The following is a 24567-nucleotide window of genomic DNA, read 5'->3' as shown; positions in this document are numbered from 1 at the left end:
ATCAAACGCTGGACAGAGGCCCCAACTGGGTTTAGTAGGTTCCTCCGCCAAAGAAAGCCAGCCAAAATGGTCGGTGCGCCGACCGATCAGGCACGCGTGTGTCTCGCTGCACCCCTTCGGGCCTTAGCCATGTTGAAGGCCCTGCCGACCTCCACCAAGGCCTACCGATCACTTTTCGCTTGCACGGAAATCGAAGCCCCCCTGCCTGTGGACCGTGTCAGCTCCTCCACGCTTTCGGAAATGTAACCAGTCCACGAATTGGTCTCGTCTTCGACTGCCTTGCCGGCTTCCCCTCGAAGAGCTGAAACTATATCCAGCAAAGAATTTATCTCTTGACCAGTGGGAGATTCGATATTTACAGACAGATAGGCCCTTGAAAACTTGATTTGAGCATCCGCCAGAGACTGTTGCAGAAGGAGTCCGGCCTTGATGTATCGAGTCCAGGATGCCGAGTACCCAAAAACCCGATCAAATAGTACAGCCCCGCCACCCAAGGCAAGAAAGACGAAGCCCCATTCCGCAGACACCAGAGCGGGCGCCGCTGAATGTATCAATGGCAAAACCGCTCCGATAATTACGGACACTGCCGCGACAGCGCGGAGAAGCTTGGATTTCCGGGAAGGCGATATTCGGCGCTCAAGATACCATATGGAAGTATCGATCACGTAGCTCTCGGCGAGGGTGAAAAGTTCAACAACCATCGCTAGGCGACTGTCCTGAGGGGATGGAAATCCCTTCAACCTGGAGGGATGCAAGTCTGATATCCGCCGAGACCACACCGTCGACCCCCTGCTTTCTGATCGCACAAGTCACTGAAGTAGGAGCGCATACTATCCTGCCTTTTCCTTACACCGCATGACCACAGGAGTCGGGTCGGCACCAGCAATAAAGGGCTATATATAGCATTATGCGCCATATGTGCGATTTTACCTTTACGGTAAAATTGACTATATTTTTGGGACCATGCTGTGCAGGCAGGTTCGACAAGCGGGTCCGCGAGGATCCGACCCAGCGTAGTGTCCCCTCTAACGGCATCCACACGTTGCTGACACGGACTGGGATTCAAGCCATGCGCATACTCCACATTAGCGATCTTCACATCCGCCCTGCGTGGCAAGCAGACCAAGGCAAGATCGTGAACGCGTTCTTGCGTGATTTGAAATTGCAGCACACGCAAGAGCAGATTGATGCCGTTATACTCAGTGGAGATATAGCTTTCAGCGCACAGGCGGATCAGTTCAGTTTTGCCCGCAGCCACTTGCTTGACCCGATTCAAGAAATGCTATCGCTTGATCGTTCTCGAATTATTATCGCCCCAGGCAATCACGATGTCGATATTTCACTTATTGATGAATATGCCGAAGACGGGATGCGCGCTCGACTCTCAGATCGAGGCTCTGTAAATTATCTCCTAGATAGCGAAAGCAACCTCATGAGGGCGATCGACAGGATGCGCCCGTGGCGACAATTTCACGAGGATTACTACGAAGGCGCTGAAGTTGAGAATATATCTCCATTGGCGTCTGTCCATAGATTCTCCGTTGAAGGGAAATCCGTTGCCGTCGTGACGCTAAACTCGGCGTGGAGGGCTACGGGAGCCGGCGACGACGCGGATCGCGCGCACCTGATAGTGGGCGACCGGCAGCTTTCGATGGCGGCCGACGCTGCGGCTGGGGCGGACATACGCATCGCGGTAATGCATCATCCGATTGACTGGCTGGCTGAGTTCGATCAGAACGACGCAAAGCGCGAACTGAACAAGGGCTTTCAGATTCTATGCACGGGACACACACACGTCAATGAACCTCGCGCCATACAGGGCACCCTTGGAAATCTTGTTCACAGTGCAGCAGGTTCTCTGTATAACTCTCGCGAGTACGAAAATTCCTACTCGATCATAAATGTTAAGCCAGATTTGTCCGGCGGCAATGTGGGTATGCGCACTTACTACGAGATGCGCGATGACTTCGACATGGCGGTGAATATTGCGCCAGGAGGAGAAATAAATTTCAGCTTTGAAGAAACACAACAGATTGCCTCTGTCGCGATAACTCACAGCTCCGCCGACCTCGCTGCGTCGGCGTTGCTGGACACCGTTAAAGAACGAAGCATTCTGGCCGTGGATAGCCCTGCGGACGCAAATATCAATGATCTGTTGATCCCGCCAGTCCTACTCCCTCTGCCGTTGGAACAATACCTGTCAGCAAGTGACCCGGAGGAAGGCGTCAATGCGATTGAACGGGATGACGTCAGGGAACGACTTGCAACCGACAGGCATTTTGTATTTGTGGGTGAAGATTCCAGTGGGCTCACAAGTGCACTGCAGTGGCTCGTCTATCAAGCTTACGCCCTGGACCCTAACCTGACACCTGTCTTGGTCGATAAAGGAGAAATTGGGCCGGGCAAGGACCCACTGTCGGCGGCTGTACGTAAAGAATTGGCTCTTGCGGGCATCCCCGCTGGGCCGAGAGATCCCCTGCCTAAGATGGCTTTGGCCATCGATGTTACTGATGTGGCGCGCACCCGTAAGACCCAGCGCATTATGGAATTTATTCGCGCGCAGCCAGACCACATATTCGCTATCGGTTGTCGACGAGACGACGAGAACTTGATAGTGGAGTTGCTCCAAAGTGAAGGTATCACACCATGCACGCGCTACTTGGGTGTATTTGGTCGCCGAGAGATTAGAAGTCTTGTCGCGCTATCGGGGACGGAACATGCGGAAGAAACTGTAGGAGCTGTCCTGTCGCTTCTGAAGCGCGAGCGTCTCCCGCGTACACCCTCTATTATCGCCGCACTCGTTTCTATCGTAGCCGCAGGAAAATCGGTGGCCCAGGGAGAAAACGATACAGCGGTCTTGGAGGCTTATCTGGGAATGCTCCTGGGGCGCGGAGAAGAAGGCGAGGAGCGTGATCACAAACTCGACTACAGGCAGCGACAGCACATCCTTTCTTGCCTGGCGGAGAAGTTTATCAGAGATAACGTCAGACGCCTGCCCCGCATAGAAGTCGAACGGTTTCTTCTGGACTACTTTGAGGCTGTTGGTTGGTCTGAGCCTCCGGGTGATGTAATCAAATCATTTGTCGCGCGGCGCGTTCTCGTGGAGCGAGATCAAAAGATTTATTTTCGGCATCTTATGTTTATGTACCTCCTGGCTGCACAGGGAGTTCAAGACTCGGATGACCTTCGACAACTCGTCCTATCAGATGCGTTGTTGTACGCGCCTGTAATCCGTCATGTTGCCGCACTCAGGCGAAGCGACAAAGAGCTCTTGCGGCATGTGTGGGATCTCTATACGGAGTGTCGCGACAATATGGGCCTGGGGGGTGTCGACCTATTTGCAAGTACGGCGCTCAAAGAAGGTTGGGGAGGCGACGACGATACTGCAAAGCTCTTGAGTAAGGTGATCCCGTCAGAAAAGTCCACTCCGGGCGATTCGGAGGAATCGGAACGGGATATCGAGGACATGCTCGATCAGATGGACGCACTCTTCTCCATCAGAGATGAAGATGAGGAAATCGTTCGGCGCAGAAACAAGTTCGCCGATTTTGCGGAGTCTTTGGATCTCATGTCGTCTGTCTTGCGCAACAGTGAGCTGGTGCAGGACATACCGCTGAAGAGCAGCGTCCTTCGAGATGCGATTGAGGGGAGGGCTAATTTCGCCGCTATAATATCCGGGAACATGCGAGAGTTCTTCACTTCCTCGGATATCCTAGAGGGCATGCTGCGCACCGCTGGTGTGTCGGAGGACGATACCGCTGAGATAGTGGAGCGGGTCATGGTTTTGGCCCCAATTTTGTCCGCTTGGGCTGCCATGGCTGACTCGATGGCTACTGCACGACTTTCTCAGGGGATTTCGGAGGCGATGAAGGACGATAATTTCACCGCCGATCCGGGGCGAGCCCTCCTAGGGGTACTTTTTTCGCAGCAAATAAATCACCCGGAATGGGTTAAGTACGCGAAGGAAGTTCTGCGTCGACACGGAGAAAGGAAGGCTGTTCAAGAGGCTATCCGGTTTATTTCCACCGGAGTTTATATGGATCCGAATACTCAGCCTGGTCGTCAACGGGAACTGGAGGGAATAATCTCATCCTGCCTGGTTTCTTTGCGGACGTTTCCGGATAACGCAGTTCGTGAGGAGGTTCGTGCACGAATCGGTCGAGAGCTTCGTAATCAACGTCAACGAAAAATGATTAGCCCGACGTCTGCAAGTGGAGAGTCCGATGGACTCATAGGACCCGGGATTTAGTCTCAGTGGGCGGCCAAGCCCATTGCGAGGGGCCGCTCCTGCCGGTGTTGTGAAAAAGTCGCCATGCACTATCAGTATTTTCTGGTGGTGCACAGCGGCCGGTGTATCAGCCGGGCCCGGGCGCGGCTCGCAGAGCGAGCCGCCTTGATAATGTAGAGAAAGTGTGAGCCACCAGAGCCCTGACTACAGCCTGAAGGACAGTTCCAACTCGTCGCCCGGTAGGTGGAATTCCTCCAGGGCCAAGGGCTTGTCCCCCTCCGTGAGGGTCACGCGGAGGACGTGCAGGAGTGGCACCCCGTCCGACAGTCGCAGTGCCTGGGCCTGGTCTGGTAGGGGCATGCGGGTGCGGATGTACTCGGTGAAGTGGAGTTCGTGGCCCAGGTCGGCGAGCGCGGAGTAGAGCTCCGGTGCCGGCGGAGGCGCCTCTTCCTCGTACTTGGTGTCGATGAGCACCGAGAACGGCACGTACGTCCGGTGGAGTTGGCGGAGGTGGCCGTTGTCTGCCGTCTGTAGGGCGTCGTACGTGAATATCGGCTCGCCCGGCGGAATGCGGAGCAGGTCCGCGAGGACCAACGGGGCGTCGGTGCGGGTCGCGACTGGTGGTTCGGCGTCGGTCCAGCGGATGCCGTCGGCCTCGATGTAGCGGCCGTCCGATGCTCGTCGTACGCCGCGCGGGCGGGTGAGGCCGGGGCGGCTGTGCGGGGAGCGGGCGAAGGTGCCGCGGCCCATGATGGCCTCGACGAGACCGGACGCTCTTAGCTCGGCCAGGCCCTGACGGACTGTGGGGCGCGTCACGCCGAACTGCTTCGCCAACGCCTCCTCCGACGGAAGCGGTTGGCCGGCCGGGAAGGTGCCGTCCAAGATGCCATCGCGCAGGTAGTCGGCGATCTGCCGGTACTTCGGCTGCGTGTCCTTCGGCGGCATGCGGGCCCTCCGTGGCCGTGGTCGCTGCTTCTTCCATCCGTGGTTGGTACGTGCCGTCCATGGATGGTCATAGCTTCTCCCACTCGAAGGCGGTTGACAACCCGTACTACGGGTCGCCACTCTTGTTGGTGTCACCCGTAGTACGGGTGGTCTAGCAGCCCGGAGGATCGGCCTCCGGGTGCCTGAGACGAGGAGAGACGAACAGTGGCAAGCCTTCCGATCGACACCGCGAAGTACACGGGGATCATCTGCGCCGTGCCCCCGGCTCCGCGGGTCGCCAACCGAGAGACCGGTCAGCTGCGGGTGGACCGTGAGACCGGCAAGACCATGTACCAAGTCGGCCTCTGCCTGATGGCCGGAGCGTCGGCGGACGTCGTGAACGTGAGCGTGGCCGGTGAGCCGGCCGGTGTGCAGCTCGGCATGCCGGTCGCCGTGCGCGACCTGGTCGCAACACCCTGGGAGAACGAGGGACGGCACGGCATCGCCTTCCGCGCGGCGGAGATTCGGCCTCTGAGCGCTCCCGCTCCGGCGGGTAAGGGGGCCGGGCAGTGATGAACTTCGCCGCCACCACTTCGGCCGGTTCCACCGGGCCGAGTTGGGTTCTGGTGGTGGCCGCAGCGCTGGGGTTGGGTCTGCTTCTGGCGGGCCCGGCCCTGCGCCGCCGCTACCCCATCGCATGGTGGTTGTTACTCGGCTTCCCGGCCGCCGCCTTACGGGTCATGCGGACCTGGCGGCCTCTGATGGCCGGGTGCGGCCTCGCCGTGAGTCGGCGGCCGGCGTTGACCGTCGTGTCCGGGCTCGTCGGCAACGGGGCGCCTCCGCCGCAGCCGCGAGTACCCCGGCACGGTCTCATACGACCGGCCTCCGGAGGCTTCGTCGTGCTGGTGCGACTGCTGCCGGGCCAGGTGCCGGAGGACTTCGTCAAGGCTGCGCCCGCCATGGCGGAGGACTGGCAGGTTCACGCGGTGCGGGTGACCTCCTGGAAGCCAGGGGTCGTACGGATCGTCGCGTCGGCGGCCGATCCATTGGCCGATCCCCGGGTTCCGAAGCAGCGGGGGCCCGGTCATCTGCTGCGGGTGGCCGTGGGCGTGCTGGAGACCGGGGTCGCGTGGGTGGTCGACCTGCGGCGCGTGCCTCACTGGCTGATCGTGGGGGCCACCCGTTCCGGCAAGTCCACCCTGATCAACGCCCTCGTGGCCGGTCTGGCTCCGCAGCACGTCGCCCTCGTCGGGATCGACTGCAAGGGCGGCATGGAACTGTCCCTCTACGAGCCGCGTTTGTCGGCCCTCGCCACCAACCGCGAACAGGCGGTCCGGCTGCTGACCGCGCTCGTGGACATGACCCTCGACCGGATGACCGTCTGCCGAGCGGCTCGCGTCCGCAACATCTGGGGGTTGCCCGACGAGGAACGCCCTGTTCCCGTCGTCGTGATCGTCGATGAGCTGGCGGAACTGTTCCTCGTCGCGAACCGGAACGAGAAGGACGAAGCGCAGGCGGCCGGAACTGCGCTCATCCGACTGGCCCAACTGGGCGCGGCCCTCGGGGTGTTCCTGGTCGTCGCCGGCCAGCGTGTCGGTTCCGACCTGGGGCCCGGCGTCACCGCCCTGCGGGCACAACTCGGCGGCCGGGTCTGCCATCGCGTCGCCGACCCCGGTACGGCCGAAATGGCGCTCGGCGACCTCAACCCGGACGCGCTCAAGGTGGCGCAGGCCATCACCCCGGAACAGGCCGGTACGGCCGTCCTCGCCTCCGGCGACGGCTGGGAACGAGCCCGGTCACACCTGATCACGGAAGCGGAGGCCGAAGCCGTCGCTGCCGAGTACGCGCACCTGACTCCCGTCCTGTCCGAGCTGCACGTCGAAGCGCTGTGAAAGGGGCCTGTCGTGCTGGTGTCCATGTCCGCCGCTCTGCTGCTCGGCCTGCTGATCTGGTTCCTCCTGCGCATCCGGTACCTGAGGTGGGCCGACACGCTGCTCTGCGGAGCCTTCGGCTTCCTGCTGGCCAAAACCGTGGCGGCACCGTTCGTTCAGACGGTCCTCGACGGCGTGAACGGCTTCCTCGGCCAACTCCGCTTCTGAAAAACCCCGTTGACCCGAGAGGGGGACACCCCGTGTCCGCGTACGTCATCCGCTCCGGTGATCGCGCCGAGTTCCTGGCCGGTCTGCGGGAGCTGATCGACTTCCTGACAGCCAACCCCGCGGTCGTCGTACCGCGGCGTGCACCCGTCGCCGTCCTGGTGGACGCATCCGACTCCGCCGGTCGGCGAGAGGGAGTGGAGTCCGTTGCCGCTCCGCTCGGCGTGCCGACGGAGGACCTCGGCCAGGGGTACTTCGACGCACGCCGTGAGTTCGGACCGATCGCGTACGTCGTAGTCGCGATCCCGCCCGAGGAACAGCAGTGATCGCCCGTACGAAGGGCTCCCGACGGGGCGCGAAGTCGCCAAACCCGACCCCGTCAGGAACCCACTCCATCCGCCACATGAGCAGTGAAAGGAGCACTCACACTTTGACCAGCGCGCATCATTCGCGCAAATCCCCGCTGCCCGACTGCGAACTCAGGCAGCGTGACTCGGAGGTCTCGACCTGCGCCGGACGGGAACAGATCGTCCTCGTTGGGCTCGACGACACGGAGCACCGCCTGTGCCCCGCGCACGCTGCGGCGCTCTGGCTCACGGATCCGACGCTGCGCTTCAGCGCCAAGACTCGGCCGGAGGGCATCTCGGCCGTGATGGGGCACGCGTTCGGTGGCGGCGGGGGTGGTCGCCGATGACCACCTCTCTCGTACCGGGGAGCGCTGCGGCCCTGGTCGCCAGGGCTGCGGAACCGGAGTTCGCCGCTTGGCGCCGGAACATAGTCCGGCTCGGTGGCTGCACCAATCCGATTCACCTGGTCGGTTCGGCGACTGTCTTCGACACAACCACCGGCACGGCTCTGCTCTCGTACGGGTCGGACGTCTACGGCGGTCGAATGCTGATCGCTTGTGGCAACCGGCGGGCAACGGTCTGCCCTGCCTGCTCGGCGCTGTACCGGGCGGACACGTACCAACTCGTCCGGGCCGGACTCGTCGGCGGCAAGAACGTCACGGAGGCGGTCAGCGGGCACCCGCGCGTGTTCGCCACGCTCACCGCTCCCGGCTTCGGCCCGGTCCACACGCGCCGGGAACGCGACGGGCTCGTACGCGCCTGTCGTCCCCGTCGGCCCGGAGAGCGCTGCCCCCACGGGTATCCCATCGGATGCCGTGCGCACCACTCGGCCGACGATCCCCGCCTCGGTGAACCGCTCTGCCCGCGCTGCTACGACTACGCGGGCGCCGTCCTCTGGCATGCGCTCGCTGGTCGGCTCTGGCACCGGTTCGGGCTGGAGCTACGGCGGGAGGTCGCACGGCGGGTCGGGGTGTCGCGCACGGAGTTCGGGGAAGTCGCTCGGCTCTCGTACGCGAAGGTCGCCGAATACCAGCGGCGCGGCTTGGTCCACTTCCATGGCGTGATCCGGCTCGACGGACCGGACGGTCCCGACTCGTCCCCGCCGGGCTGGGCGACCGTGCCGGTCCTAATGGATGCCGTGAGGGCGGTGGCCGGCCGGGTGCAGCTGACCGCTCCGGGGGCGGGCGTCGTCGGTCACCGGGAGATCCGCTTCGGCAAGCAGGTCGACGCACGACCGGTCACCACGTACCGACCGGATGCAGAGGAGCGGCCTGCCTCCGCGGCGGCCGTGGCGGGCTACATCGCCAAGTACGCCACGAAGGGGGCGGAGTCCGCTGGCGCGGTGGACGGTCGGATCTATCACGCGCGGGACCTGGTCATGCTGCCCGTGCGAGCACACGTGCTGCGCATGATCGGCACGTGCTGGTGGCTCGGTGGCCTGCCGGAGTTCGAGTCGCTCGGGCTGCGCCGTTGGGCTCACATGCTCGGGTACGGCGGGCACTTCTCGACCAAGTCACGCCGGTACTCGACCACGTTGACCGCGCTTCGGCAGGCCAGTGCCGACCATCGCGCGGAGCAGCAGCGGGCGTCCCTCGGTCTGGCCGACTGCTCGACCGTCACGGTCGGCCAGTGGCGCTACGCGGGGCGCGGCTATTCGCCGGCGGCGGCGCTCCTGGCTGCCGCTGTGCGGGACGGCGGTGGTCGTCATGGCGCGTGAGAACCGAGGTAGGGCGGCTGAGCTGCTCACCGTGCGGCAGGTGCTCGACGAACTGGGCGGTATCTCCCGGCGCACCTTCTACCGCTGGCGGGAACTGCGTATCGCCCCTGCATGCATCCGGTTGCCGAACGGGGAGCTCCGGGTTCGGCGGGACGTGCTGAACGACTGGTTGGAGGAGCGGGCGGAGGGGGCGGCGTCGTGAAGTCGTACAAGGTCGTCATCTGGAAGCTCAGCATCAACCGTTCGGCGAAGAAACCGACGTACCTCGTCCGGTGGTCCGTGGACGGCGAGCCGTTCCACGAGTCGCACAAGACCACGGCGCTCGCCGATCGCTTCCGGGCGAAGCTGCTTCGGGCGGCGGACAAGGGCGAGCCCTTCGACACGGTGACCGGTCTGCCCGACTCCCTGCGCGGGGGCAAGGCCGCTCTGTCCTTGTTGGAGCTGGCGCTGAGGTACCTCGATGCCCGGTGGCCCGAGGCGTCAGCGAAGCAGCGGGACAGTATGACGGATGCCCTGGCAACGGTCATGCCCGCGCTGGTCAAGTCGGTCCGGGGGCGTCCTGTCCCGGCGGATCTGCGGCGGGCACTGCGTTCGTACGTCCTGCCTCCGCCTCGGAGGGACCGCGAGCGGCCCGAGGAGATCACGGCAGCAGCGAAATGGATCGAGAAGGCGTCGCTCCCGGTGGCCGAGCTTCAGGAGATCACCCGGGTGCACGACCTGATCGACGCGCTCACGCGGAAGCTCGACGGCAAGCCTGCGGCGACGCAGACGTACCGTCGGCGGCGTGCGGTGGTCTTCAACGTTCTCGAATACGGGGTTGAGCTGGAGGCGCTGCCCTCGAACCCGCTGAGCCGAGTGCGGCGTAAGAGGGGGAAGCGAGCGGTGCAGGAGGTTGACCGTCGGGTCGTGGTCAACCCCCGGCAGGCGCGGGAGTTGATGGCGGCGGTCACGTACGTCGGAGGGTATGAGCGGGCGAGCGGCCGGCGGTTACGGGCGTTCTTCGGCTGCCTGTACTACGCGGCCATGCGCCCCGGTGAGGCGCTCGGACTGCGACTCTCGGACTGCACGCTTCCGGAAAGGGGCTGGGGCCGGATTGATCTGGCAGAGACCAGGCCCACCGCCGGTAAGGCGTGGACCGACTCCGGCGAGGCACACGATCGGCGCGGCCTGAAGCAGCGGGCGGACGGTGAGGTACGCATCGTGCCGATACCGCCCCCGCTCGTGCGACTGCTTCAGGATCACATCAAGGAGTTCGGTACGGCCGACGACGGCCGGCTGTTCTCCAGCGAGCGGGGCAACGTGATCGCCGCCTCGTCGTACTCGCGCGCGTGGAAGCAGGCCCGAGCCTTGGCGTTCCCACCCGAACAGGTCGGCTCCGTCCTGGCGGCTCGTCCGTACGACCTCCGGCACGCGGGCGTCTCCCAGTGGCTCAACTCGGGCGTTCCCGCCCCAGAGGTGGCGGCTCGCGCAGGCCACTCGGTGGACGTCCTCCTGAAGATCTACGCCAAGTGCATCGATGGCCAGGAGCAGGTGATGAACGACCGGATCCTGAAGGGTCTGGGGGAGGAGGACGACACCGAGAACGAGACGTGAAACGGCCCGCAGGACTGCGATGAGCGCGAGCTCCGGAGAGATCCGGAGCTCGCGCTCATCTTGGGACAGGGAGTTCATACCGGTGTGCTGAGCAGTTGATCAGTAGTGGCTGGCCAAGGGCCGTCGAGGTCGACACCGGCTGTGCCACGCTGTCCGTCATGGAGTACGCGACGGTCCGGGGGCTGACCTTGCCCGCACAGCTGACGTTCCTGCTCGATCAGGGCCGGTGGCGCCATCCGGGCGACGTCGAGATGGCGAGACTGATCCCGTGGTTCGAGAGTCCACTTGACTTCCTGAGAAGCACGGAGCAGATGGAATCCGAGTCCAGGTCACTGGACACCTTCGACGACGAGCCGTACTCCGCCTTTCTGCACGTGGCGTGGGGCAGTAGCCAGGAGACGCCGGTCGAACTGCCCTGGCTGGACGTCGAGCAGGCGTTCTTCATCGCGGTGAACCGCGTGCTGGGCGATGATGTCGCCCTGGCCCTCGACTACCGCACCGACCCCGCGGACCCACGGGTTGTGGGCAGCTACGTCCGGACGGACCCCGTGTCATACGAGTGGCGCGTCGTGGCGCCCACATTCTCTGTCTTCGTTGCTGCTTTGGATCTTTAGGAGGTTGCCTCGGAGGGCCTGAAAGATGCCATTGACCTGCCTGAAAGCCCGACAAGATCATTACGTCGTCATTACGTGATCACTGTCATGAGGCTGCGTCGAGCCGCATCCCCCTGCACCAACAACAAGACCCCGCACCCAGCGAACACGCTGGCGGCGGGGTCTTTAGGCACCTCATGCGAAGTGCCCCCGGCAGGATTCGAACCTGCGCACACGGCTCCGGAGGCCGTTGCTCTATCCCCTGAGCTACGGGGGCGTCTGGCGTTGAGCGCTTGCTCGCGGCGACGGGTAGAACACTACCAGCTCGTGCGGGGTGTTCATGAACGGGTTTCCGGGCGGTGGGTGGGCTTGGGGTGGGGCGAAGCTGATCGTGGCTGGCGTGAGGGTTGCGCCAGGCTGCAGGGGGTCCGGCTCCGCGGATGCCGGCGGCAGGGACGGTGGTGGGTGGTGTCGTCGTGGCTTTCGATGTCGGGGGGAGAGGGTATGCGTGCGGCTGGGGGCTGACTGTGTGGTTCGGTGCGTTGGTTTGGGGTGTGTTGGTGTTAGGCGGGGCGTTTGCGGGGGGTGGTCTTTTTTGCCGTCGTGGGCTTCTTCGTTGTTGTGGGCTTCTTCGGGGTTGTCTTCTTGGCTGTGGTCTTCTTCGGCGTCTGCTTCTTGCTGGGTAGTGGGGTGATCTCCGCCTCCGCCGGCTCTCCTCGCGACTCCTTCGCTGCTCGCACGCTCTTCTCCAGGGCTGCCATCAGGTCGAGGACCTTGCCGGCCGGTGCGGTGGAGGGGGTTTCCGGTGGGGTCTCGCCCGCCGCCTTTGCGGCGATGACCTCTTCCAGTGCGTCGCGGTACTCGTCGTGGAGGTCCTCCAGGTCGACCTCGCCGAGGGTGTCCATGAGGGCGTCGGCGAGGTCGAGTTCCTTGTCGCGGACGGTGACGTCGGTGTCGGGGGCGATGCCCTCGGGGGCGCGGACCTCGTCGGGCCAGAGGAGGCCGTGCATGGCGATGGCGTCGCCGACGACGCGGAGCATGCCGAGGCGTTCGCGGCCGCGGAGGGCGTATTTGGCGATGGCGACCTTGTGGCTGCGTTTCAGGGCCTCGCGGAGCAGGGTGTACGGCTTGGCTGCGGGGGCGCCGGAGGCGGCCAGGTAGTACGCCGCGTCCATCTGGAGCGGGTCGATGCGCTCGGCCGGGACGAAGGCCACGATCTCGATGGTGCGGGCGGTGGGGATGGGCAGGTGGGAGAGGTCGTCGTCGGTGATCGGGATGATCGTGCCGTCGGCGTCCTCGTACCCCTTGCCGATCTCCGACTGGGTGACCTCGCGGTCCTCCAGCTCGCAGAACTTGCGGTAGCGGATGCGGCCGTTGTCCTCGGTGTGGACCTGGCGGAAGGAGATCGAGTGGCTCTCCGTGGCGTTCACCAGCTTGATCGGGATGCTGACGAGACCGAAGGAGATCGCGCCGTTCCAGATGGATCGCACTTGTGGCTCCTTCCGGCCGACGGTCGGGGGGGTCGGGGCAGGAGAGGTTTGTGTGAGATTGTCATCGTATGACGCCGATCACTGAGGTGGACGGGCGGAGGGTCGCGCTCAGCAATCTGGAGAAGGTGCTGTATCCGGCGACCGGGTTCACCAAGGGCGAGCTGTTGCACTACTACGCGACGACGGCCGGGGTGCTGCTGCCGCATCTGCGGGACCGGCCGGTGTCCTTCCTGCGTTATCCGGACGGGCCGGACGGTCAGGTGTTCTTCACCAAGAACGTGCCGCCGGGTACGCCCGAGTGGGTCACGACCGTCGAGGTGGCGCGGTCGGAGGGGGCGGCGCGGATGGTGCTGGTGCAGGACCTCGCGAGTCTGATGTGGGCGGCGAATCTGGTCACCGAGTTCCATACGCATCAGTGGCGGGCCCAGGCGCCGGACGAGGCGGACCGGCTGGTGTTCGACCTGGATCCGGGGGCGCCGGCCTCGGTGGTGGAGTGCTGCGAGGTCGCGCTGTGGCTGCGGGAGCGGCTGGCGGCGGACGGGATCGAGGCGTACGCCAAGACGGCCGGGTCGAAGGGGCTGCATCTGCTGGCGGGGGTGCGGGGGGCGAGCAGCGCGCGGGTGAGCGAGTACGCGAAGGGGGTGGCGGTGGAGGCGGAGCGCGCGTTGCCGGGGCTGGTGCTGCACCGGATGACGCGGAGTCTGCGGCCCGGGAAGGTGTTCGTGGACTGGAGTCAGAACGCGGGGCGGAAGACGACGGCCACGCCGTACACGGTACGGGCGCGGCGGACGGAGACGGTGTCGGCGCCCGTGACGTGGGAGGAGGTCGCGGAGTGCCGGGCAGCGGGGCGGCAGCTGGAATTCCGGGCGGGGGACATCGCGCCGCGCGTCCAGGACCACGGGGATCTGCTGGCGCCGCTGCTGGACGCGGGGCGGGCGACCCCGCTGCCTTGAGGACGTGTGCCCGCCGAATCGAGGACGTGTGGGGGGGGCGAGCGCCTCCCGGTGCGCTGAGGTTGCGTGAGGCCCCGCCGCTCTGAAGGGTCGCGCCGGGGCCGTCGGGCGCCTACACCCTCCCCCACGTGTTCCGGTCCCGCGCCATCGCGTGCAGGGCCTCCACGTCCGCCGGTTTGAGGACGCCGCCGAGGCGGGACAGGGCGTCCAGGTCCCGGTCGCGGAGGACGCGGACCTCGCGGGGCGGGGCGGTGAAGGTGACGTCCGCCGGTTCGGTGAGGGCGAGGACGGGGCGGACCTCGGCCGTGAGGGCGTACGAGGCACGGTCGGCGTGGGCGCGGAGGCGGCGCAGCAGGGGCTGGGGGTCGCGGCGGCCCAGGGTGACCATCGGGTCGGCGACCAGGACCTTCTGCCTGCGGGCGGAGAGCGCGTGCACGCAGAAGATGCCGCCGGGGCCGATCAGCAGGTGGTGGAGGCGGTCGCCGCCGGGGAGCGGGACGGAGTGCAGGGCGTGCCAGCCGGCGCCGTCCAGGCGGTCCAGCGCGTCGCCGACGGTCTGTTCGGCGGCCAGGGCACGGCGGCGCGGGTCCGGGCGGAGCCGGTGGGCCGGGCCGGGGTCCCGGTCGAGGGCGATCAGCAGCGCCTCGCCGGGGCGGTTGGGCGCCAGGTCGTCGTCGGGGTGCAGGGTCAGCCGCGCCAGCTCGGCGGGCGTGGGCACCGGGGGCGGGCCGACCGTGACCGGGCCGGTCAGGAAGGGCCGCAGGGTTTCGAGTACGTCGTCCAGGCGCTCCTCGCTGAGCACGTTGACCCGGCCCGCCTCACGGTCGTACCAGGCGATGTTCCGTCCGTCCGGGCGGCAGACGTACAGCCGCTCCTGGCCGTGCCGCCAGGTCGGCACCACGCGCAGTCCGCTCATTGCGACATCACCCCTCGACCATGGGAACAGGCGGGGTGCTCCAGGGGCAAGAACCCGGCTACCTTTGACAGGGGTTGGCGCGCGCGACGGGGAGGCGCCGGTGCGGATCCGTGAGGAGCAGTACGAGGTACCGGCTCCGGACAGTCCGTGGAGCGAGGTGGTGGCCGGGCTGTGGATGGGCGGCCACGAGTTCCGGGGGCGTTCGGGGCGGCTGGAGTCCGCCGTCGTACGGGACGAGTTCGACGTGGTGCAGAGTCTGCTGCGGCTGCCCGGACACGGGCCCGGTGACGGGATCGAGCACCATGTGTGGCCGATACCGGACGGGCCGCTGGACGGGACGCAGCTGGCGGGTGTGATGCGGCTGGCGCGGGCGGCGAGCGAGGCCCTGGACGCCGGGCGGTCGGTGCTGGTGCGCTGCTACAGCGGGTACAACCGGTCGGGGCTGGTGGTCGCGCAGACGCTGGTGCACCGGGGGTGTACGGCCGAGGAGGCGATCCGGCTGGTGCGGGCCCGGCGCTCGCCGTGGGCGCTGCACAACGAGCTGTTCGTCGCCTATCTGCGGGCCGGTCTGTCCACCGCCCGACTGCTCGAGGACCTCGCCGAGTAGCCTCTCCTCTGCACCGGCCCCCGTACGCGGCCCCGAGGTGCAAAAAGGACTTCCCTACAAATCTGCGAATAAGGTGTACGGGGCCCGAGACCCATGGCCCCCGAGCTCAGGAGCAGCGTGCCGACCCGTCGTCCCGTCCGTGCCGCCCGCACCGCGGCCGCCGTCGCCCTGCTGGCGGTGGCCGCGGCGGGCTGTGGCGACTCCGGCGGACTGGAGGCGGCCGGGGCGGCCCCGACCGCGATCAGCCCCGCCCGGCTCTGGCCCGACCTGCGGCCGGCGTCCAGCCCGGCCTGGCCCTACGACGAGGGCAGCTCGGAGACGGTCAAGGGGATCACGGTTCCCGGCGAGGACATCCGCACGGTGGATCCCGTGGCCGTCGTACGGGCGGAGATCGCCTCGGACCCGGCGGACTACGGGGCCAAGGGGGCGTACCACGCGACCGCGGAGCGGATGCGGGAGTGCACGGCGGGCGGCGGCGGGGCGCGGTGCCCGCTGCTGAAGCCGTACTACCGGGACCTGACCGGGGACGGACGGGACGAGCTGACGCTCGGCTTCCGGCTGTATCCGACCAACCAGACCGCGCTGCGCGTGTACACCGTCGAGAAGCACCGGCTGGTGCAGGTGCTGGACGACAACGACGCGATCATCGGCGTCGAGCTGGCCGGGCGGACGGTGATCGTACGGTCGCCGGCCGGGATCACCGGATACGAGTACCGGACCACCTGGGCGTGGGATCCGCAGCAGAAGGCGATGGTGTTCTCGCGGGACGAGTTCCTGCGCACGGGCAAGGGGCGGCACCACAGCCGGACGCCGTCACCGTCGCGTTCGGCCTCGCCTTCGGCTTCGGCTTCGGCTTCGGCGGGTGCGTGATGAGGCTCCCCCGGTGGGCCGGGACGCTCGCGGCGAAGTCGGCCGCGTTCATCACGGTGATGTGCTGCGCGCTGGCCGCGCTGCTCGGCGTCCTGGTGCATGTGTCGGTCACCGACCAGACCGTCGCGCAGGCCCGGGACCAGGCGCTGTCCCGGCTCGCGGACGCGACGGCCGACTTCCGGGCCGGGGACGCGCTGGGGCGGGACGCCGGGGTCGACCCGGCCGGGCTGCCGCCGCGGCTGCGGGCGCTGGCACTGGCCGGGAAGCGCGGCACGATGGTCGCCAAGGACGACGGCCGCCCCCTGATGTGGGCGGCGGGCCCGGCCGACGGGCACCGGGCGCTGGCGGTGGCCGTCGACTACTCCCAGCAGGCCCGTACGATCGCCGCGCTCGACAGCTCCATCCTCTGGTCGTCGGCCCTCGCGATCGGGGCGACGCTGCTGGTCGGCGCGTTCGCGGTGACCCGGGTGACCCGGCGGCTGCACGGCACGGCCCAGGTGGCCCGGCGGATCAGCGCCGGGGACCTGGACGCGCGCGTCGACGACCCCCGGACGAAGGACCCGACCCGGCCGCAGGACGAGGTGGCCGCGGTCGCCGCCGCGCTGGACGGCATGGCCGCCTCGCTGCAGAGCAAGCTGCTGAGCGAGCAGCGGTTCACCGCGGACGTGGCGCATGAGCTGCGGACCCCGCTGACGGGGCTGCACGCGGCGGCGGAACTGCTCCCTCCGGGGCGGCCGACGGAACTGGTGCGGGACCGGGTGGCCGCGCTGCGCACCCTCACCGAGGACCTGCTGGAGATCTCCCGCCTGGACGCGGGCCGGGAGCGGCCGGAGGCCGACGCGGAGGCGCTGGGCACGCTGGCCGAGCGGGTGGTGCGGGCGTCCGGGACGGAGACCGAGGTCAAGGTCGTACGGGACGTGTGGGTGGAGACCGACCGGCGGCGGCTGGAACGGGTGCTGGGCAACCTCGTCGCCAACGCGCACCGGCACGGGCGGGGGCGGGTGGTGCTCACGGTGGAGGGGAAGGTGGTCACCGTGCGGGATCACGGGGACGGGTTTCCCGAGTACCTGGTGGCGCACGGTCCGCAGCGGTTCCGGACGGAGGGCGGGGCCAAGGGGCACGGGCTGGGGCTGACGATCGCGGTGGGGCAGGCGGAGGTGCTGGGGGCGCGGTTGGGCTTCGCGAACGCGGTGGGGGGCGGGGCGGTGGCCACGCTGACGCTCCCCTGAGGTCGGCGCTCCCTCAGGGGGGGTGCGGGTGCGTTGCGCGGCTGCGGGTGCGTTGTGGCTGGTCGCGCCCACGCGGCGGAGCCGCATATCGATACAGCCCCGCGCCCCTGGGTTGATGCACTCGGCCCAAGCCGAAGGGCGGCCCCTCCTCCCTCCTCCTAGCGTGGCGATTAGTCAGGTCCGCCCAGAACGACCGCCCGCCGGAGGCCCCATGTCCCCCCGCCGCCCCCTCGCCCGCGCCGTCGCGACGGCCGCCGCCACCGTCGCCTTGGCCGCCCTCTGCGCCACCGCCCCCGCCCACGCGGACGACGACTGGAACACCGGCGACCCGGGGAACGGGTCCTACGACGACTCCGGCAGACCCAACGGCATCGGCAACACGGGCAACCTGAACAACCCGAGCGATCCGAATCACCCAAGCAACCCCAGCAACCCGAATGACCCGAACGCCCCCTACAACCCCGGCGTCCCGAACAACCCCGGCAACCCGAACGGCAACGGCTCCGGTCGCGTCGTAGGTGTCGTCACCGCGCAGAACGGCATCTGGCTGCTCGACCGTCCGGACCGGAACGGCGGGCGTGTCAGGTTCGTCCGGCGGGGTGCGGAGGTGTTCATCACGTGCCGGACCATCGGGGAGTCCGTGTACGGCGACCGCGTCTGGTACCGGATCGGCAACGGCACCTGGGCCTGGGGTCCCGCCCACTACATCGACACCGCGGGCGATACGCCACGCTGGTGCTGAGCGACAAGGCCCGCAACTCCCACTATTTGGGTAAGTTCCGGACATGACCAAGGCCGGAACGACCGGATCCACCCTGGCGGCGCCCGAGTCCCCCGCCTCCGCCGTACGCCTCCCCCGGCGCCGTGGCATGGAACTCGCCCTGATCGTGCTGGCGGTCCTGCTCTCCGTGTACGGCTACTGCGCGGTCGGCCTGGCCCACACCGGCACCGTCCCGCCCGGCGCCGCCGGTTACGGTGCCGGGCTCGGCGTGCTCGCGCTCGTCGCGCATCTCGCCGTACGCCTGCGCGCGCCGTACGCCGACCCGTTGCCGCTGCCGATCGGCGTGCTGCTCAACGGACTCGGCCTGGTCCTGATCTACCGGCTGGACCTGGAGACCCCGGGCGACCGCGCGGCCCCCGCCCAACTCGTCTGGTCCACGCTGGGCGTCGGCTTCTTCATCCTGGTCGTGCTGATGCTGCGCGACCACCGGGTGCTGCAGCGTTACGCCTACGTCTGCGTGGCCGCCGCGCTGGTGCTGCTGCTCCTGCCGATCCTCTTCCCGGCCGTCAACGGGGCCCGGATCTGGATCAGGGTCGCCGGATTCTCCATCCAGCCCAGCGAGTTCGCGAAGGTGCTGCTCGCGGTGTTCTTCGCCGCGTACCTGGCCGCCAACCGCAACGCGCTCGCCTACGCGGGCCGCCGGCTGTGGTTCATGCAGTTCCCGACGGGGCGGGTGCTCGGCCCGATCGTCACGATCTGGCTGGTGAGCGTGGGCGTCCTGATCCTCGAACGCGACCTCGGCACCTCGCTGCTCTTCTTCGGGCTGTTCGTCGTCATGCTGTACGTCGCCACCGGGCGCACCGGCTGGATCGCCGTGGGCCTGGTGCTCGCCGTGTTCGGTGCGGTCGCGGTGGGCCATCTGGAACCGCATGTGCACGGCCGTATCGAGGACTGGCTGCACCCGTTCGCGTCGATCGAGGCGGGCCAGGGGCCGAACCAACTCGCCCAGTCCCTCTTCGCGTTCGCGGCCGGCGGGGTCCTCGGCACCGGACTGGGCCTCGGCCACTCCATCCTGATCGGCTTCGCCGCCAAGTCGGACTTCATCCTGGCCACCGCGGGCGAGGAACTCGGCCTCGCCGGACTGTCCGCGATCTTCCTCCTCTACGGCCTGCTCGTCGAGCGCGGCTACCGGGCCGGCCTCGCCCTGCGCGACCCCTTCGCCCGGCTGCTCGCGGTCGGGCTCGCCTCGATCGTCGCGCTCCAGGTGTTCGTCATCGCGGGCGGGGTGACCGGGCTGATCCCGCTGACCGGCATGGCGATGCCGTTCCTCGCCCAGGGCGGCTCCTCGGTCGTCACCAACTGGGCGATCGTGGCCCTGCTGATCCGGGTGAGCGACTCGGCCCGCAGCCAGTACGACGGGCGGGTGGCCCCGTGAAGGCCGGGTACGGCCGCCAGCGGGGCGGCATGGCCCGGTACGTCCGGCGGGCCCGCGCCTTCTGCGCCCTGCTGCTCCTCGCGCTGCTCGTCAACGCCGCCCGCGTCCAGGTCGTACAGGCCCGCTCCTACGACGACAACCCGGCCAACCGCCGCGCCTCGATCGCCCGTTACGGCCTCCCCCGCGGCGACATCCTGGTCGGCGGCGTACCGGTCACCGGCTCACGGGACAGCAAGGAGCAGCTGCGCTACGAACGCACGTACCCCGAGGGCCCGTTGTACGCCCCGGTGACCGGCTTCGCCTCCCAGCTGTACGGCACCACGTTCCTGGAGCACGCCGAGGACGCGCTGCTCTCCGGCACCGACCCGATGCTGGCGCCGTTCCCGCTCTGGAACGACGACACGGGCCGGTCGTCGACCCCCGGAGGCAACGTCGTGACGACGCTGAACCGGGGGGCCCAGGAGGCCGCCTACCGGGGCCTCGGGGCCCGCAAGGGCGCGGTCGCCGCGATCGAACCGGCGACCGGCCGGATCCTGGCCCTGGTCTCCACCCCGTCGTACGACCCCGCCGAGCTGTCCGGCAACAGCGAGACGGTGACCTCGGCCTGGGCGCGGCTGAACGCCGACCCGGAGAAGCCGATGCTCAACCGGGCGGTCCGGCAGACGTATCCGCCGGGCTCGACCTTCAAGGTGGTCACCGCGGCGGCCGCCCTGGACGCGGGCGTGGTCACCGACCTGGACGCGCCGACCGACTCCCCCGACCCCTACCGGCTGCCGGGCACCACGACCCGGCTGACCAACGAGGGGGACGGCTGCGCGGACGCCTCGCTGCGGGCGGCCTTCGAGTGGTCGTGCAACACGGTCTTCGCGAAGCTGGGCGTGGACGTGGGCGTCGCGAACATGACGACGACGGCGGAGGCGTTCGGCTTCAACGACACCCGGCTGCGCATCCCGTTCACCGCCGCGCCGAGCACCTTCGACACCACCCTGGACCGGGCGCAGCTGGCGCTGTCCTCGATCGGGCAGTACAACACCCGGGCCACCCCGCTGCAGATGGCGATGGTCGCGGCGGCGGTGGCGAACGGGGGGACGGCCCGGCCGCCGTATCTGGTGGACCGGACCGTGCGGCGGACCGGCGAGACGGTCGCCACGGGCGGCGCGGGGGCGGTACGGCAGGTGATGAGCCCCTCGACGGCCGTCCGGATGAAGGAGCTGATGACGGACGTGGTCCGGGAGGGCACCGGCACCAACGCGGCGATCCGTGGCGCCACGGTCGGCGGCAAGACCGGCACCGCGCAGCACGGGATCGGCAACTCCGGGGTGCCGTACGCCTGGTTCGTGTCCTGGGCGCTGGCGGACACCGACCTGGAGCCGAAGGTGGCGGTGGCGGTGGTGGTGGAGGACGCGTCGGCGGACCGCGGGGACATCAGCGGGGGCGGGGACGCGGCGCCGATCGCCAAGGCGGTGATGCGGGCGGTGCTCGGGCTCTGAGCGGTTCCGCCCGGCTCCGCACGGCTCCGCATCGGCGTAGACGCGGAGTCAACAAGTCGTGCGCGGGGGCTTGACCGTCTTGCTGACAGGCAGTCTCATAAGAGCGGACGAAGACGTACCCCCGGGTAACGAGGTGAGGGAGCCATGACGACCCTGACGGATGCGGAGGCGGTCGACGGACTGCGGGACGCGCTCGGTCTCCTCAAGGACCGCGAGCAGGTGGCCGAACGGCTGCTGGTCTCCTCCGCGAAGCACTCCTTCGACCCGGACAAGGAACTGGACTGGGACGCGCCCTTCGAGGAGGGCAAGTGGTTCTGGCCGCCGGAGCTGGTGTCGCTCTACGACACACCGATGTGGAAGCGGATGAGCGAGGAGCAGCGGATCCTGCTCTCCCAGCACGAGGCCGCGGCGCTCGCCTCGCTCGGCATCTGGTTCGAGCTGATCCTGATGCAGCTGCTGGTCCGGCACATCTACGACAAGGCGGCGACGAGCGCGCACGTGCGCTACGCGCTGACCGAGATCGAGGACGAGTGCCGGCACTCGAAGATGTTCGCGCGGCTGATAGAGCGCGGAGACGCGCCCTGGTACCCGGTGAGCCGGGCCCACCAGAACCTGGGCCGCCTCTTCAAGACCATCTCCACCACGCCCGGTTCCTTCACCGCCACCCTGCTCGGCGAGGAGGTCCTGGACTGGATGCAGCGGCTGACCTTCCCGGACGAGCGGGTCCAGCCGCTGATCCGGGGGGTCACGCGCATCCACGTGGTCGAGGAGGCCCGGCACGTCCGGTACGCCCGCGAGGAGCTGCGCCGCCAGATGCTGACGGCGCCGCGCTGGTCGCAGGAGTTCACGCGGGTCACCTCCGGCGAGTTCGCCCGGGTGTTCTCGGTCGCCTTCGTCAATCCCGAGGTCTACACGAACGTGGGTCTTGACCGGCGGGAGGCCGTCGCGCAGGTGCAGGCGAGCGGGCATCGGCGGGAGGTCATGCAGACGGGGGCGAAGCGGCTGACGGACTTCCTGGACGACATCGGGGTGCTTCGGGGGGTCGGGCGGCGGTTGTGGAAGAGCTCGGGGCTGCTGGGCTGAGTTCACAGTGCAGGTGAGTGGGGGTTGGACTGTGCGGGCACGGTTGGCCGCGAAGTCCCCAACCCTTCGTCCGGGCCTTCCGTCGCCGTCTTCGGCACCGTCGGCGGCGTGTAGTGGGCCAGCGGCCGGGCCTTCGGGTCCGGGCGTACGGCGCCCAGGATCGGGTTGGCGGCGATCGGGGAGACCTTGATCTTCGCGCCGGGGCGCGGGGCCTGGACCACCTTGCCGTCGCCGAGGTAGAGGGCGACGTGGGTGGCCTCGGGGAAGTAGAGGACCAGGTCGCCCGGGCGCAGCTCGTCGAGCGGGACGTGCGGGAGGGTGGCCCACTGTTCCTGGCTGGTTCTGGGGATGGGGGTGCCGGCGTGGTCCCAGGCCTGTGAGGTCAGGCCCGAGCAGTCGTACGACACCGGGCCCGCCGCGCCCCACTGGTACGGCTTGCCCAGCTGCTCCACGGCGTAGCGCACCGCGCGGTCGCCCTCCTGGGAGGGGGGCGGTGTGGTGGCGCTCAGGGCGCCGGAGAGGGTGAGTTTCCGCTGGGCGTCGGCCGTCCGGTCCTGTTCCAGGGCGGCCAGGTCGGTGAGCTGGTCGGGGGTGAGGGCGGCCAGCATCCGCTCCACCTCGGAGAGACGGGCCCGCACCTCGTCGCGCGCCTTCTTCTGGCCTTCGGCGAGGGCGAGCCGGGCGTCGAGCGCCTTGCGGGCCTGGCGGGCCAGGTCGAGCTGCTTCTTCTCGTCGTCCGCCAGGCGGCCCACCGTCTCGGCCCGCTCGCGGGCCAGCCGGCCGATGACATGACCCTCGTCGAGGGCGTGCTGCGGGTCGCGGGCGAGGAGCAGCCGCAGGTACGGGGAGAGGCCGGTGGTGCTCTGGTACTGCTGCCGGGCCAGCCGGCCGGCCTCGGACCTGCTGCCGTGCAGGGAGCTGCGGGCCCTGGCCAGCTCGTCGTCCAGCCGGGTCACCACGGTCCGCTGCCGGTTCAGCCGTTCCTCGGTCGCGTTGTAGGTCTCGGCGGCCTGTTCGGTCTGCCGGTACGCCTGCTGAAGGTCGGTCAGCAGCTCGGCCACCGGCCGCTCGGGGCCCGGCGCGGCGAGTGCGGGTACGGGCCCGAGGACGGCCTGGGCCGCCACCACCGCGGCCGTACAGGCCAGCCGCAGGAACCTCTCTGACATGCCATCACCTCCGATGCGGAACGGTCCTTCCGCCCGGCATCGTGGTAATCAGACGTGATAATCGGACATGTCCGCTCGGTTCGCACGGCGCGTGTGCGCGGTTCGGCGCACAACTGTCACTCGTCGGTATGGTCCGGCTTCGACCACGGCCACTTCGGCCTGCCGCCGCCGGCGCCCTTGCCCGTCGGGTCGTACGCGTACTTCCAGCCCTGGGTGAGGCCCAGGCGCTTGCTGTGCCCGCGGGGCACCCGGCGGTAGACCAGGACCGTGGGACTGCCCCCGGCCGGGTCCGGGACCGGGATGCGGTACGTCTTCGGGGGGTGGCCGGTCATGCCGAGCAGCACGGGGAGGACGCGGCCGTCCATGGGGCCGCCCTCGAAGGGGGTGTCCTGACTCTTCACGGCACCAGTCTCAGCCATCCGCCGCGAGGGCGTCGACGAGGGCGGCCGTCTGCGGGTCGCGGCGCGCGGTCACGCTCAGTACGGCGACGAACTGGTCCACCAGCCAGTCCCGCAGCTCGTCGACGGGCGGCTGCTTGCCCTCGTCGAGCCAGATCAGCGAGGCCGCCTCCACCGCCGTGATCCACATCCGGACGGTCATCCGCAGCCGGGAACCGGGGTCGGCGACGTCGAGGTGGCTGAGGATGTGCTGGGCGGCGGCCCGCCGTACACCGTCCACGATCGCCGTCGTCCGCGAGGTCTCCACCACGCTGCCGCCCTGGAGCAGGGCGCTGAAACCGGCGTCGTGCTGGTCGACGAAGGCGAGGTAGCGGTCCAGGGCGCGGGAGAGACGGGGCAGCAGCGGGCCCTCGCGGGGCTCGTCGAAGCAGTGCTCCAGCTCCTCGGCGGCGGACCGCAGCGCGGCCTCGTAGAGCTGCTGCTTGCCGCCCGGGAAGTACCGGTACACCAGCGGCCGCGAGACCCCGGCCGCCTCCGCCACGTCGTCGAGGGAGACCTCCTCCGGCGCGCGGTGCGCGAAGAGGGAGAGGGCCGCGTCGAGCAGCTGGCTCCGCCGCTCTTCGACGGACAGCCGACGGTAGGCGGGGGTGGCGGCCTGGGGGGTCATATGTGCAGGGTATGTGTTCCGCCGGGGGCGCCGCGACGGGCACC

The 24567-nt window shown here is 68.1% G+C and carries 25 protein-coding genes and 1 tRNA gene; 18 read left to right on the top strand and 8 right to left on the bottom strand.

The genetic code is table 11. The features are described 5' to 3' along the window. Positions 1–161: 161 nt before the first annotated feature. On the bottom strand, positions 162–701 hold the full coding sequence (locus ACIPSJ_RS13640) for an SLATT domain-containing protein (protein ID WP_401345660.1): 540 nt from the start codon (positions 699–701) through the stop codon (positions 162–164). Between the two features lie 368 nt (positions 702–1069). Between ACIPSJ_RS13640 and ACIPSJ_RS13635 the strand changes: the two genes are divergently transcribed. Continuing rightward, positions 1070–4249: a metallophosphoesterase gene (locus ACIPSJ_RS13635; protein WP_401345658.1), complete on the top strand. Its 3180-nt coding sequence runs from the start codon at positions 1070–1072 to the stop codon at positions 4247–4249. Positions 4250–4432: 183 nt separating this feature from the next. Here the strand turns inward: ACIPSJ_RS13635 and ACIPSJ_RS13630 are convergent, their stop codons facing one another. Continuing rightward, positions 4433–5173: a GntR family transcriptional regulator gene (locus ACIPSJ_RS13630; protein WP_401345656.1), complete on the bottom strand. Its 741-nt coding sequence runs from the start codon at positions 5171–5173 to the stop codon at positions 4433–4435. Between the two features lie 204 nt (positions 5174–5377). Here ACIPSJ_RS13630 and ACIPSJ_RS13625 point away from each other — a divergent pair, with 204 nt between their 5' ends. The 9 genes from ACIPSJ_RS13625 to ACIPSJ_RS13585 all read left to right on the top strand — a co-directional run bounded on the left by ACIPSJ_RS13625 (position 5378) and on the right by ACIPSJ_RS13585 (position 11519). Beyond that, positions 5378–5725, top strand: a complete 348-nt coding sequence (locus ACIPSJ_RS13625) for a hypothetical protein (RefSeq protein ID WP_401345654.1) — start codon at positions 5378–5380, stop codon at positions 5723–5725. Next, on the top strand, positions 5725–7044 hold the full coding sequence (locus ACIPSJ_RS13620; protein ID WP_401345652.1) for an FtsK/SpoIIIE domain-containing protein: 1320 nt from the start codon (positions 5725–5727) through the stop codon (positions 7042–7044). Before ACIPSJ_RS13625 ends, ACIPSJ_RS13620 begins: the two co-directional genes overlap by 1 nt. Positions 7045–7056: 12 nt before the next feature. Beyond that, a complete protein-coding gene (locus tag ACIPSJ_RS13615; RefSeq protein ID WP_393799602.1) occupies positions 7057–7251 on the top strand; it encodes a hypothetical protein in 195 nt (64 codons plus the stop codon). A 32-nt stretch (positions 7252–7283) separates the two neighbouring features. Beyond that, a complete protein-coding gene (locus ACIPSJ_RS13610) occupies positions 7284–7574 on the top strand; it encodes a hypothetical protein (RefSeq protein ID WP_401345650.1) in 291 nt (96 codons plus the stop codon). Between the two features lie 104 nt (positions 7575–7678). Then, positions 7679–7942: a hypothetical protein gene (locus tag ACIPSJ_RS13605; protein WP_401345648.1), complete on the top strand. Its 264-nt coding sequence runs from the start codon at positions 7679–7681 to the stop codon at positions 7940–7942. Further along, complete coding sequence (locus ACIPSJ_RS13600) at positions 7939–9312, top strand: replication initiator (RefSeq protein ID WP_401345646.1); 1374 nt, start codon at positions 7939–7941, stop codon at positions 9310–9312. Before ACIPSJ_RS13605 ends, ACIPSJ_RS13600 begins: the two co-directional genes overlap by 4 nt. Next, positions 9302–9514: a helix-turn-helix transcriptional regulator gene (locus tag ACIPSJ_RS13595; RefSeq protein ID WP_401345644.1), complete on the top strand. Its 213-nt coding sequence runs from the start codon at positions 9302–9304 to the stop codon at positions 9512–9514. The genes ACIPSJ_RS13600 and ACIPSJ_RS13595 overlap by 11 nt, the downstream gene beginning before the upstream one ends. After that, positions 9511–10905, top strand: coding sequence for a tyrosine-type recombinase/integrase (locus tag ACIPSJ_RS13590; protein WP_401345642.1), 1395 nt, complete (start codon positions 9511–9513; stop codon positions 10903–10905). Before ACIPSJ_RS13595 ends, ACIPSJ_RS13590 begins: the two co-directional genes overlap by 4 nt. A gap of 158 nt (positions 10906–11063) precedes the next feature. Further along, positions 11064–11519 (top strand): hypothetical protein, encoded by a 456-nt coding sequence (locus tag ACIPSJ_RS13585; protein WP_401345640.1) that lies wholly within the window; start codon positions 11064–11066, stop codon positions 11517–11519. 184 nt (positions 11520–11703) lie between these two features. Here the strand turns inward: ACIPSJ_RS13585 and ACIPSJ_RS13580 are convergent. After that, positions 11704–11775 (bottom strand) — tRNA-Arg (locus ACIPSJ_RS13580). 286 nt (positions 11776–12061) lie between these two features. Next, on the bottom strand, positions 12062–12988 hold the full coding sequence (locus ACIPSJ_RS13575; RefSeq protein WP_401345639.1) for a Ku protein: 927 nt from the start codon (positions 12986–12988) through the stop codon (positions 12062–12064). Between the two features lie 68 nt (positions 12989–13056). Here ACIPSJ_RS13575 and ligD point away from each other — a divergent pair, with 68 nt between their 5' ends. Then, entirely contained in the window at positions 13057–13941 is an 885-nt protein-coding gene (gene ligD, locus ACIPSJ_RS13570; RefSeq protein WP_359220773.1) for a non-homologous end-joining DNA ligase, read from the top strand. 112 nt (positions 13942–14053) lie between these two features. Here ligD and ACIPSJ_RS13565 read toward each other — a convergent pair whose 3' ends face one another. Next, positions 14054–14857, bottom strand: a complete 804-nt coding sequence (locus tag ACIPSJ_RS13565; RefSeq protein ID WP_401345637.1) for a nuclease-related domain-containing protein — start codon at positions 14855–14857, stop codon at positions 14054–14056. A 175-nt stretch (positions 14858–15032) separates the two neighbouring features. Here ACIPSJ_RS13565 and ACIPSJ_RS13560 point away from each other — a divergent pair, with 175 nt between their 5' ends. The 7 genes from ACIPSJ_RS13560 (at position 15033) to ACIPSJ_RS13530 (ending at position 22292) form a co-directional block, all read left to right on the top strand. Then, positions 15033–15464 (top strand): protein phosphatase, encoded by a 432-nt coding sequence (locus ACIPSJ_RS13560; protein ID WP_401346250.1) that lies wholly within the window; start codon positions 15033–15035, stop codon positions 15462–15464. 93 nt (positions 15465–15557) lie between these two features. Next, complete coding sequence (locus tag ACIPSJ_RS13555) at positions 15558–16334, top strand: hypothetical protein (RefSeq protein WP_401345635.1); 777 nt, start codon at positions 15558–15560, stop codon at positions 16332–16334. Then, the gene (locus ACIPSJ_RS13550) at positions 16334–17563 is read left to right on the top strand and encodes a HAMP domain-containing sensor histidine kinase (protein WP_359220891.1); all 1230 of its coding nucleotides are present in this window, start codon (positions 16334–16336) and stop codon (positions 17561–17563) included. Before ACIPSJ_RS13555 ends, ACIPSJ_RS13550 begins: the two co-directional genes overlap by 1 nt. Before the next feature lie 211 nt (positions 17564–17774). Beyond that, positions 17775–18305, top strand: a complete 531-nt coding sequence (locus tag ACIPSJ_RS13545) for a hypothetical protein (RefSeq protein WP_401345633.1) — start codon at positions 17775–17777, stop codon at positions 18303–18305. A 43-nt stretch (positions 18306–18348) separates the two neighbouring features. Further along, complete coding sequence (locus ACIPSJ_RS13540; protein WP_359220786.1) at positions 18349–19719, top strand: FtsW/RodA/SpoVE family cell cycle protein; 1371 nt, start codon at positions 18349–18351, stop codon at positions 19717–19719. 29 nt (positions 19720–19748) lie between these two features. After that, complete coding sequence (locus ACIPSJ_RS13535) at positions 19749–21209, top strand: penicillin-binding transpeptidase domain-containing protein (protein WP_401346247.1); 1461 nt, start codon at positions 19749–19751, stop codon at positions 21207–21209. Between the two features lie 144 nt (positions 21210–21353). Continuing rightward, positions 21354–22292, top strand: a complete 939-nt coding sequence (locus ACIPSJ_RS13530; protein WP_365693215.1) for a diiron oxygenase — start codon at positions 21354–21356, stop codon at positions 22290–22292. Between the two features lie 2 nt (positions 22293–22294). Here the strand turns inward: ACIPSJ_RS13530 and ACIPSJ_RS13525 are convergent, their stop codons facing one another. From ACIPSJ_RS13525 to ACIPSJ_RS13515, 3 genes are all read right to left on the bottom strand, one after another. Further along, complete coding sequence (locus ACIPSJ_RS13525) at positions 22295–23458, bottom strand: NlpC/P60 family protein (protein WP_401345631.1); 1164 nt, start codon at positions 23456–23458, stop codon at positions 22295–22297. Positions 23459–23574: 116 nt separating this feature from the next. Next, positions 23575–23859 (bottom strand): hypothetical protein, encoded by a 285-nt coding sequence (locus ACIPSJ_RS13520; RefSeq protein ID WP_359220794.1) that lies wholly within the window; start codon positions 23857–23859, stop codon positions 23575–23577. Positions 23860–23869: 10 nt separating this feature from the next. Then, a complete protein-coding gene (locus ACIPSJ_RS13515) occupies positions 23870–24523 on the bottom strand; it encodes a helix-turn-helix domain-containing protein (protein WP_359220796.1) in 654 nt (217 codons plus the stop codon). Between the last annotated feature and the right edge of the window lie 44 nt (positions 24524–24567).

Source organism: Streptomyces sp. NPDC090088, assembly GCF_044747345.1.
In the GTDB taxonomy this organism is placed as follows: Bacteria; Actinomycetota; Actinomycetes; order Streptomycetales; family Streptomycetaceae; genus Streptomyces.
This window is presented reverse-complemented; position numbering and strand designations above follow the sequence as displayed.

Bases quoted from the DNA above. Each gene is read 5' to 3' on its own strand.
- ACIPSJ_RS13595 (WP_401345644.1), top strand. From the start codon at position 9,302: ATGGCGCGTGAGAACCGAGGTAGGGCGGCTGAGCTGCTCACCGTGCGG.
- ACIPSJ_RS13630 (WP_401345656.1), bottom strand. From the start codon at position 5,173: ATGCCGCCGAAGGACACGCAGCCGAAGTACCGGCAGATCGCCGACTAC.
- ACIPSJ_RS13640 (WP_401345660.1), bottom strand. From the start codon at position 701: ATGGTTGTTGAACTTTTCACCCTCGCCGAGAGCTACGTGATCGATACT.
- ACIPSJ_RS13585 (WP_401345640.1), top strand. From the start codon at position 11,064: ATGGAGTACGCGACGGTCCGGGGGCTGACCTTGCCCGCACAGCTGACG.
- ACIPSJ_RS13560 (WP_401346250.1), top strand. From the start codon at position 15,033: ATGGGCGGCCACGAGTTCCGGGGGCGTTCGGGGCGGCTGGAGTCCGCC.
- ligD (WP_359220773.1), top strand. From the start codon at position 13,057: ATGACGCCGATCACTGAGGTGGACGGGCGGAGGGTCGCGCTCAGCAAT.
- ACIPSJ_RS13535 (WP_401346247.1), top strand. From the start codon at position 19,749: ATGGCCCGGTACGTCCGGCGGGCCCGCGCCTTCTGCGCCCTGCTGCTC.
- ACIPSJ_RS13620 (WP_401345652.1), top strand. From the start codon at position 5,725: ATGAACTTCGCCGCCACCACTTCGGCCGGTTCCACCGGGCCGAGTTGG.
- ACIPSJ_RS13545 (WP_401345633.1), top strand. From the start codon at position 17,775: ATGTCCCCCCGCCGCCCCCTCGCCCGCGCCGTCGCGACGGCCGCCGCC.
- ACIPSJ_RS13565 (WP_401345637.1), bottom strand. From the start codon at position 14,857: ATGAGCGGACTGCGCGTGGTGCCGACCTGGCGGCACGGCCAGGAGCGG.
- ACIPSJ_RS13515 (WP_359220796.1), bottom strand. From the start codon at position 24,523: ATGACCCCCCAGGCCGCCACCCCCGCCTACCGTCGGCTGTCCGTCGAA.
- ACIPSJ_RS13540 (WP_359220786.1), top strand. From the start codon at position 18,349: ATGACCAAGGCCGGAACGACCGGATCCACCCTGGCGGCGCCCGAGTCC.
- ACIPSJ_RS13550 (WP_359220891.1), top strand. From the start codon at position 16,334: ATGAGGCTCCCCCGGTGGGCCGGGACGCTCGCGGCGAAGTCGGCCGCG.
- ACIPSJ_RS13635 (WP_401345658.1), top strand. From the start codon at position 1,070: ATGCGCATACTCCACATTAGCGATCTTCACATCCGCCCTGCGTGGCAA.
- ACIPSJ_RS13600 (WP_401345646.1), top strand. From the start codon at position 7,939: ATGACCACCTCTCTCGTACCGGGGAGCGCTGCGGCCCTGGTCGCCAGG.
- ACIPSJ_RS13525 (WP_401345631.1), bottom strand. From the start codon at position 23,458: ATGTCAGAGAGGTTCCTGCGGCTGGCCTGTACGGCCGCGGTGGTGGCG.
- ACIPSJ_RS13555 (WP_401345635.1), top strand. From the start codon at position 15,558: ATGGCCCCCGAGCTCAGGAGCAGCGTGCCGACCCGTCGTCCCGTCCGT.
- ACIPSJ_RS13530 (WP_365693215.1), top strand. From the start codon at position 21,354: ATGACGACCCTGACGGATGCGGAGGCGGTCGACGGACTGCGGGACGCG.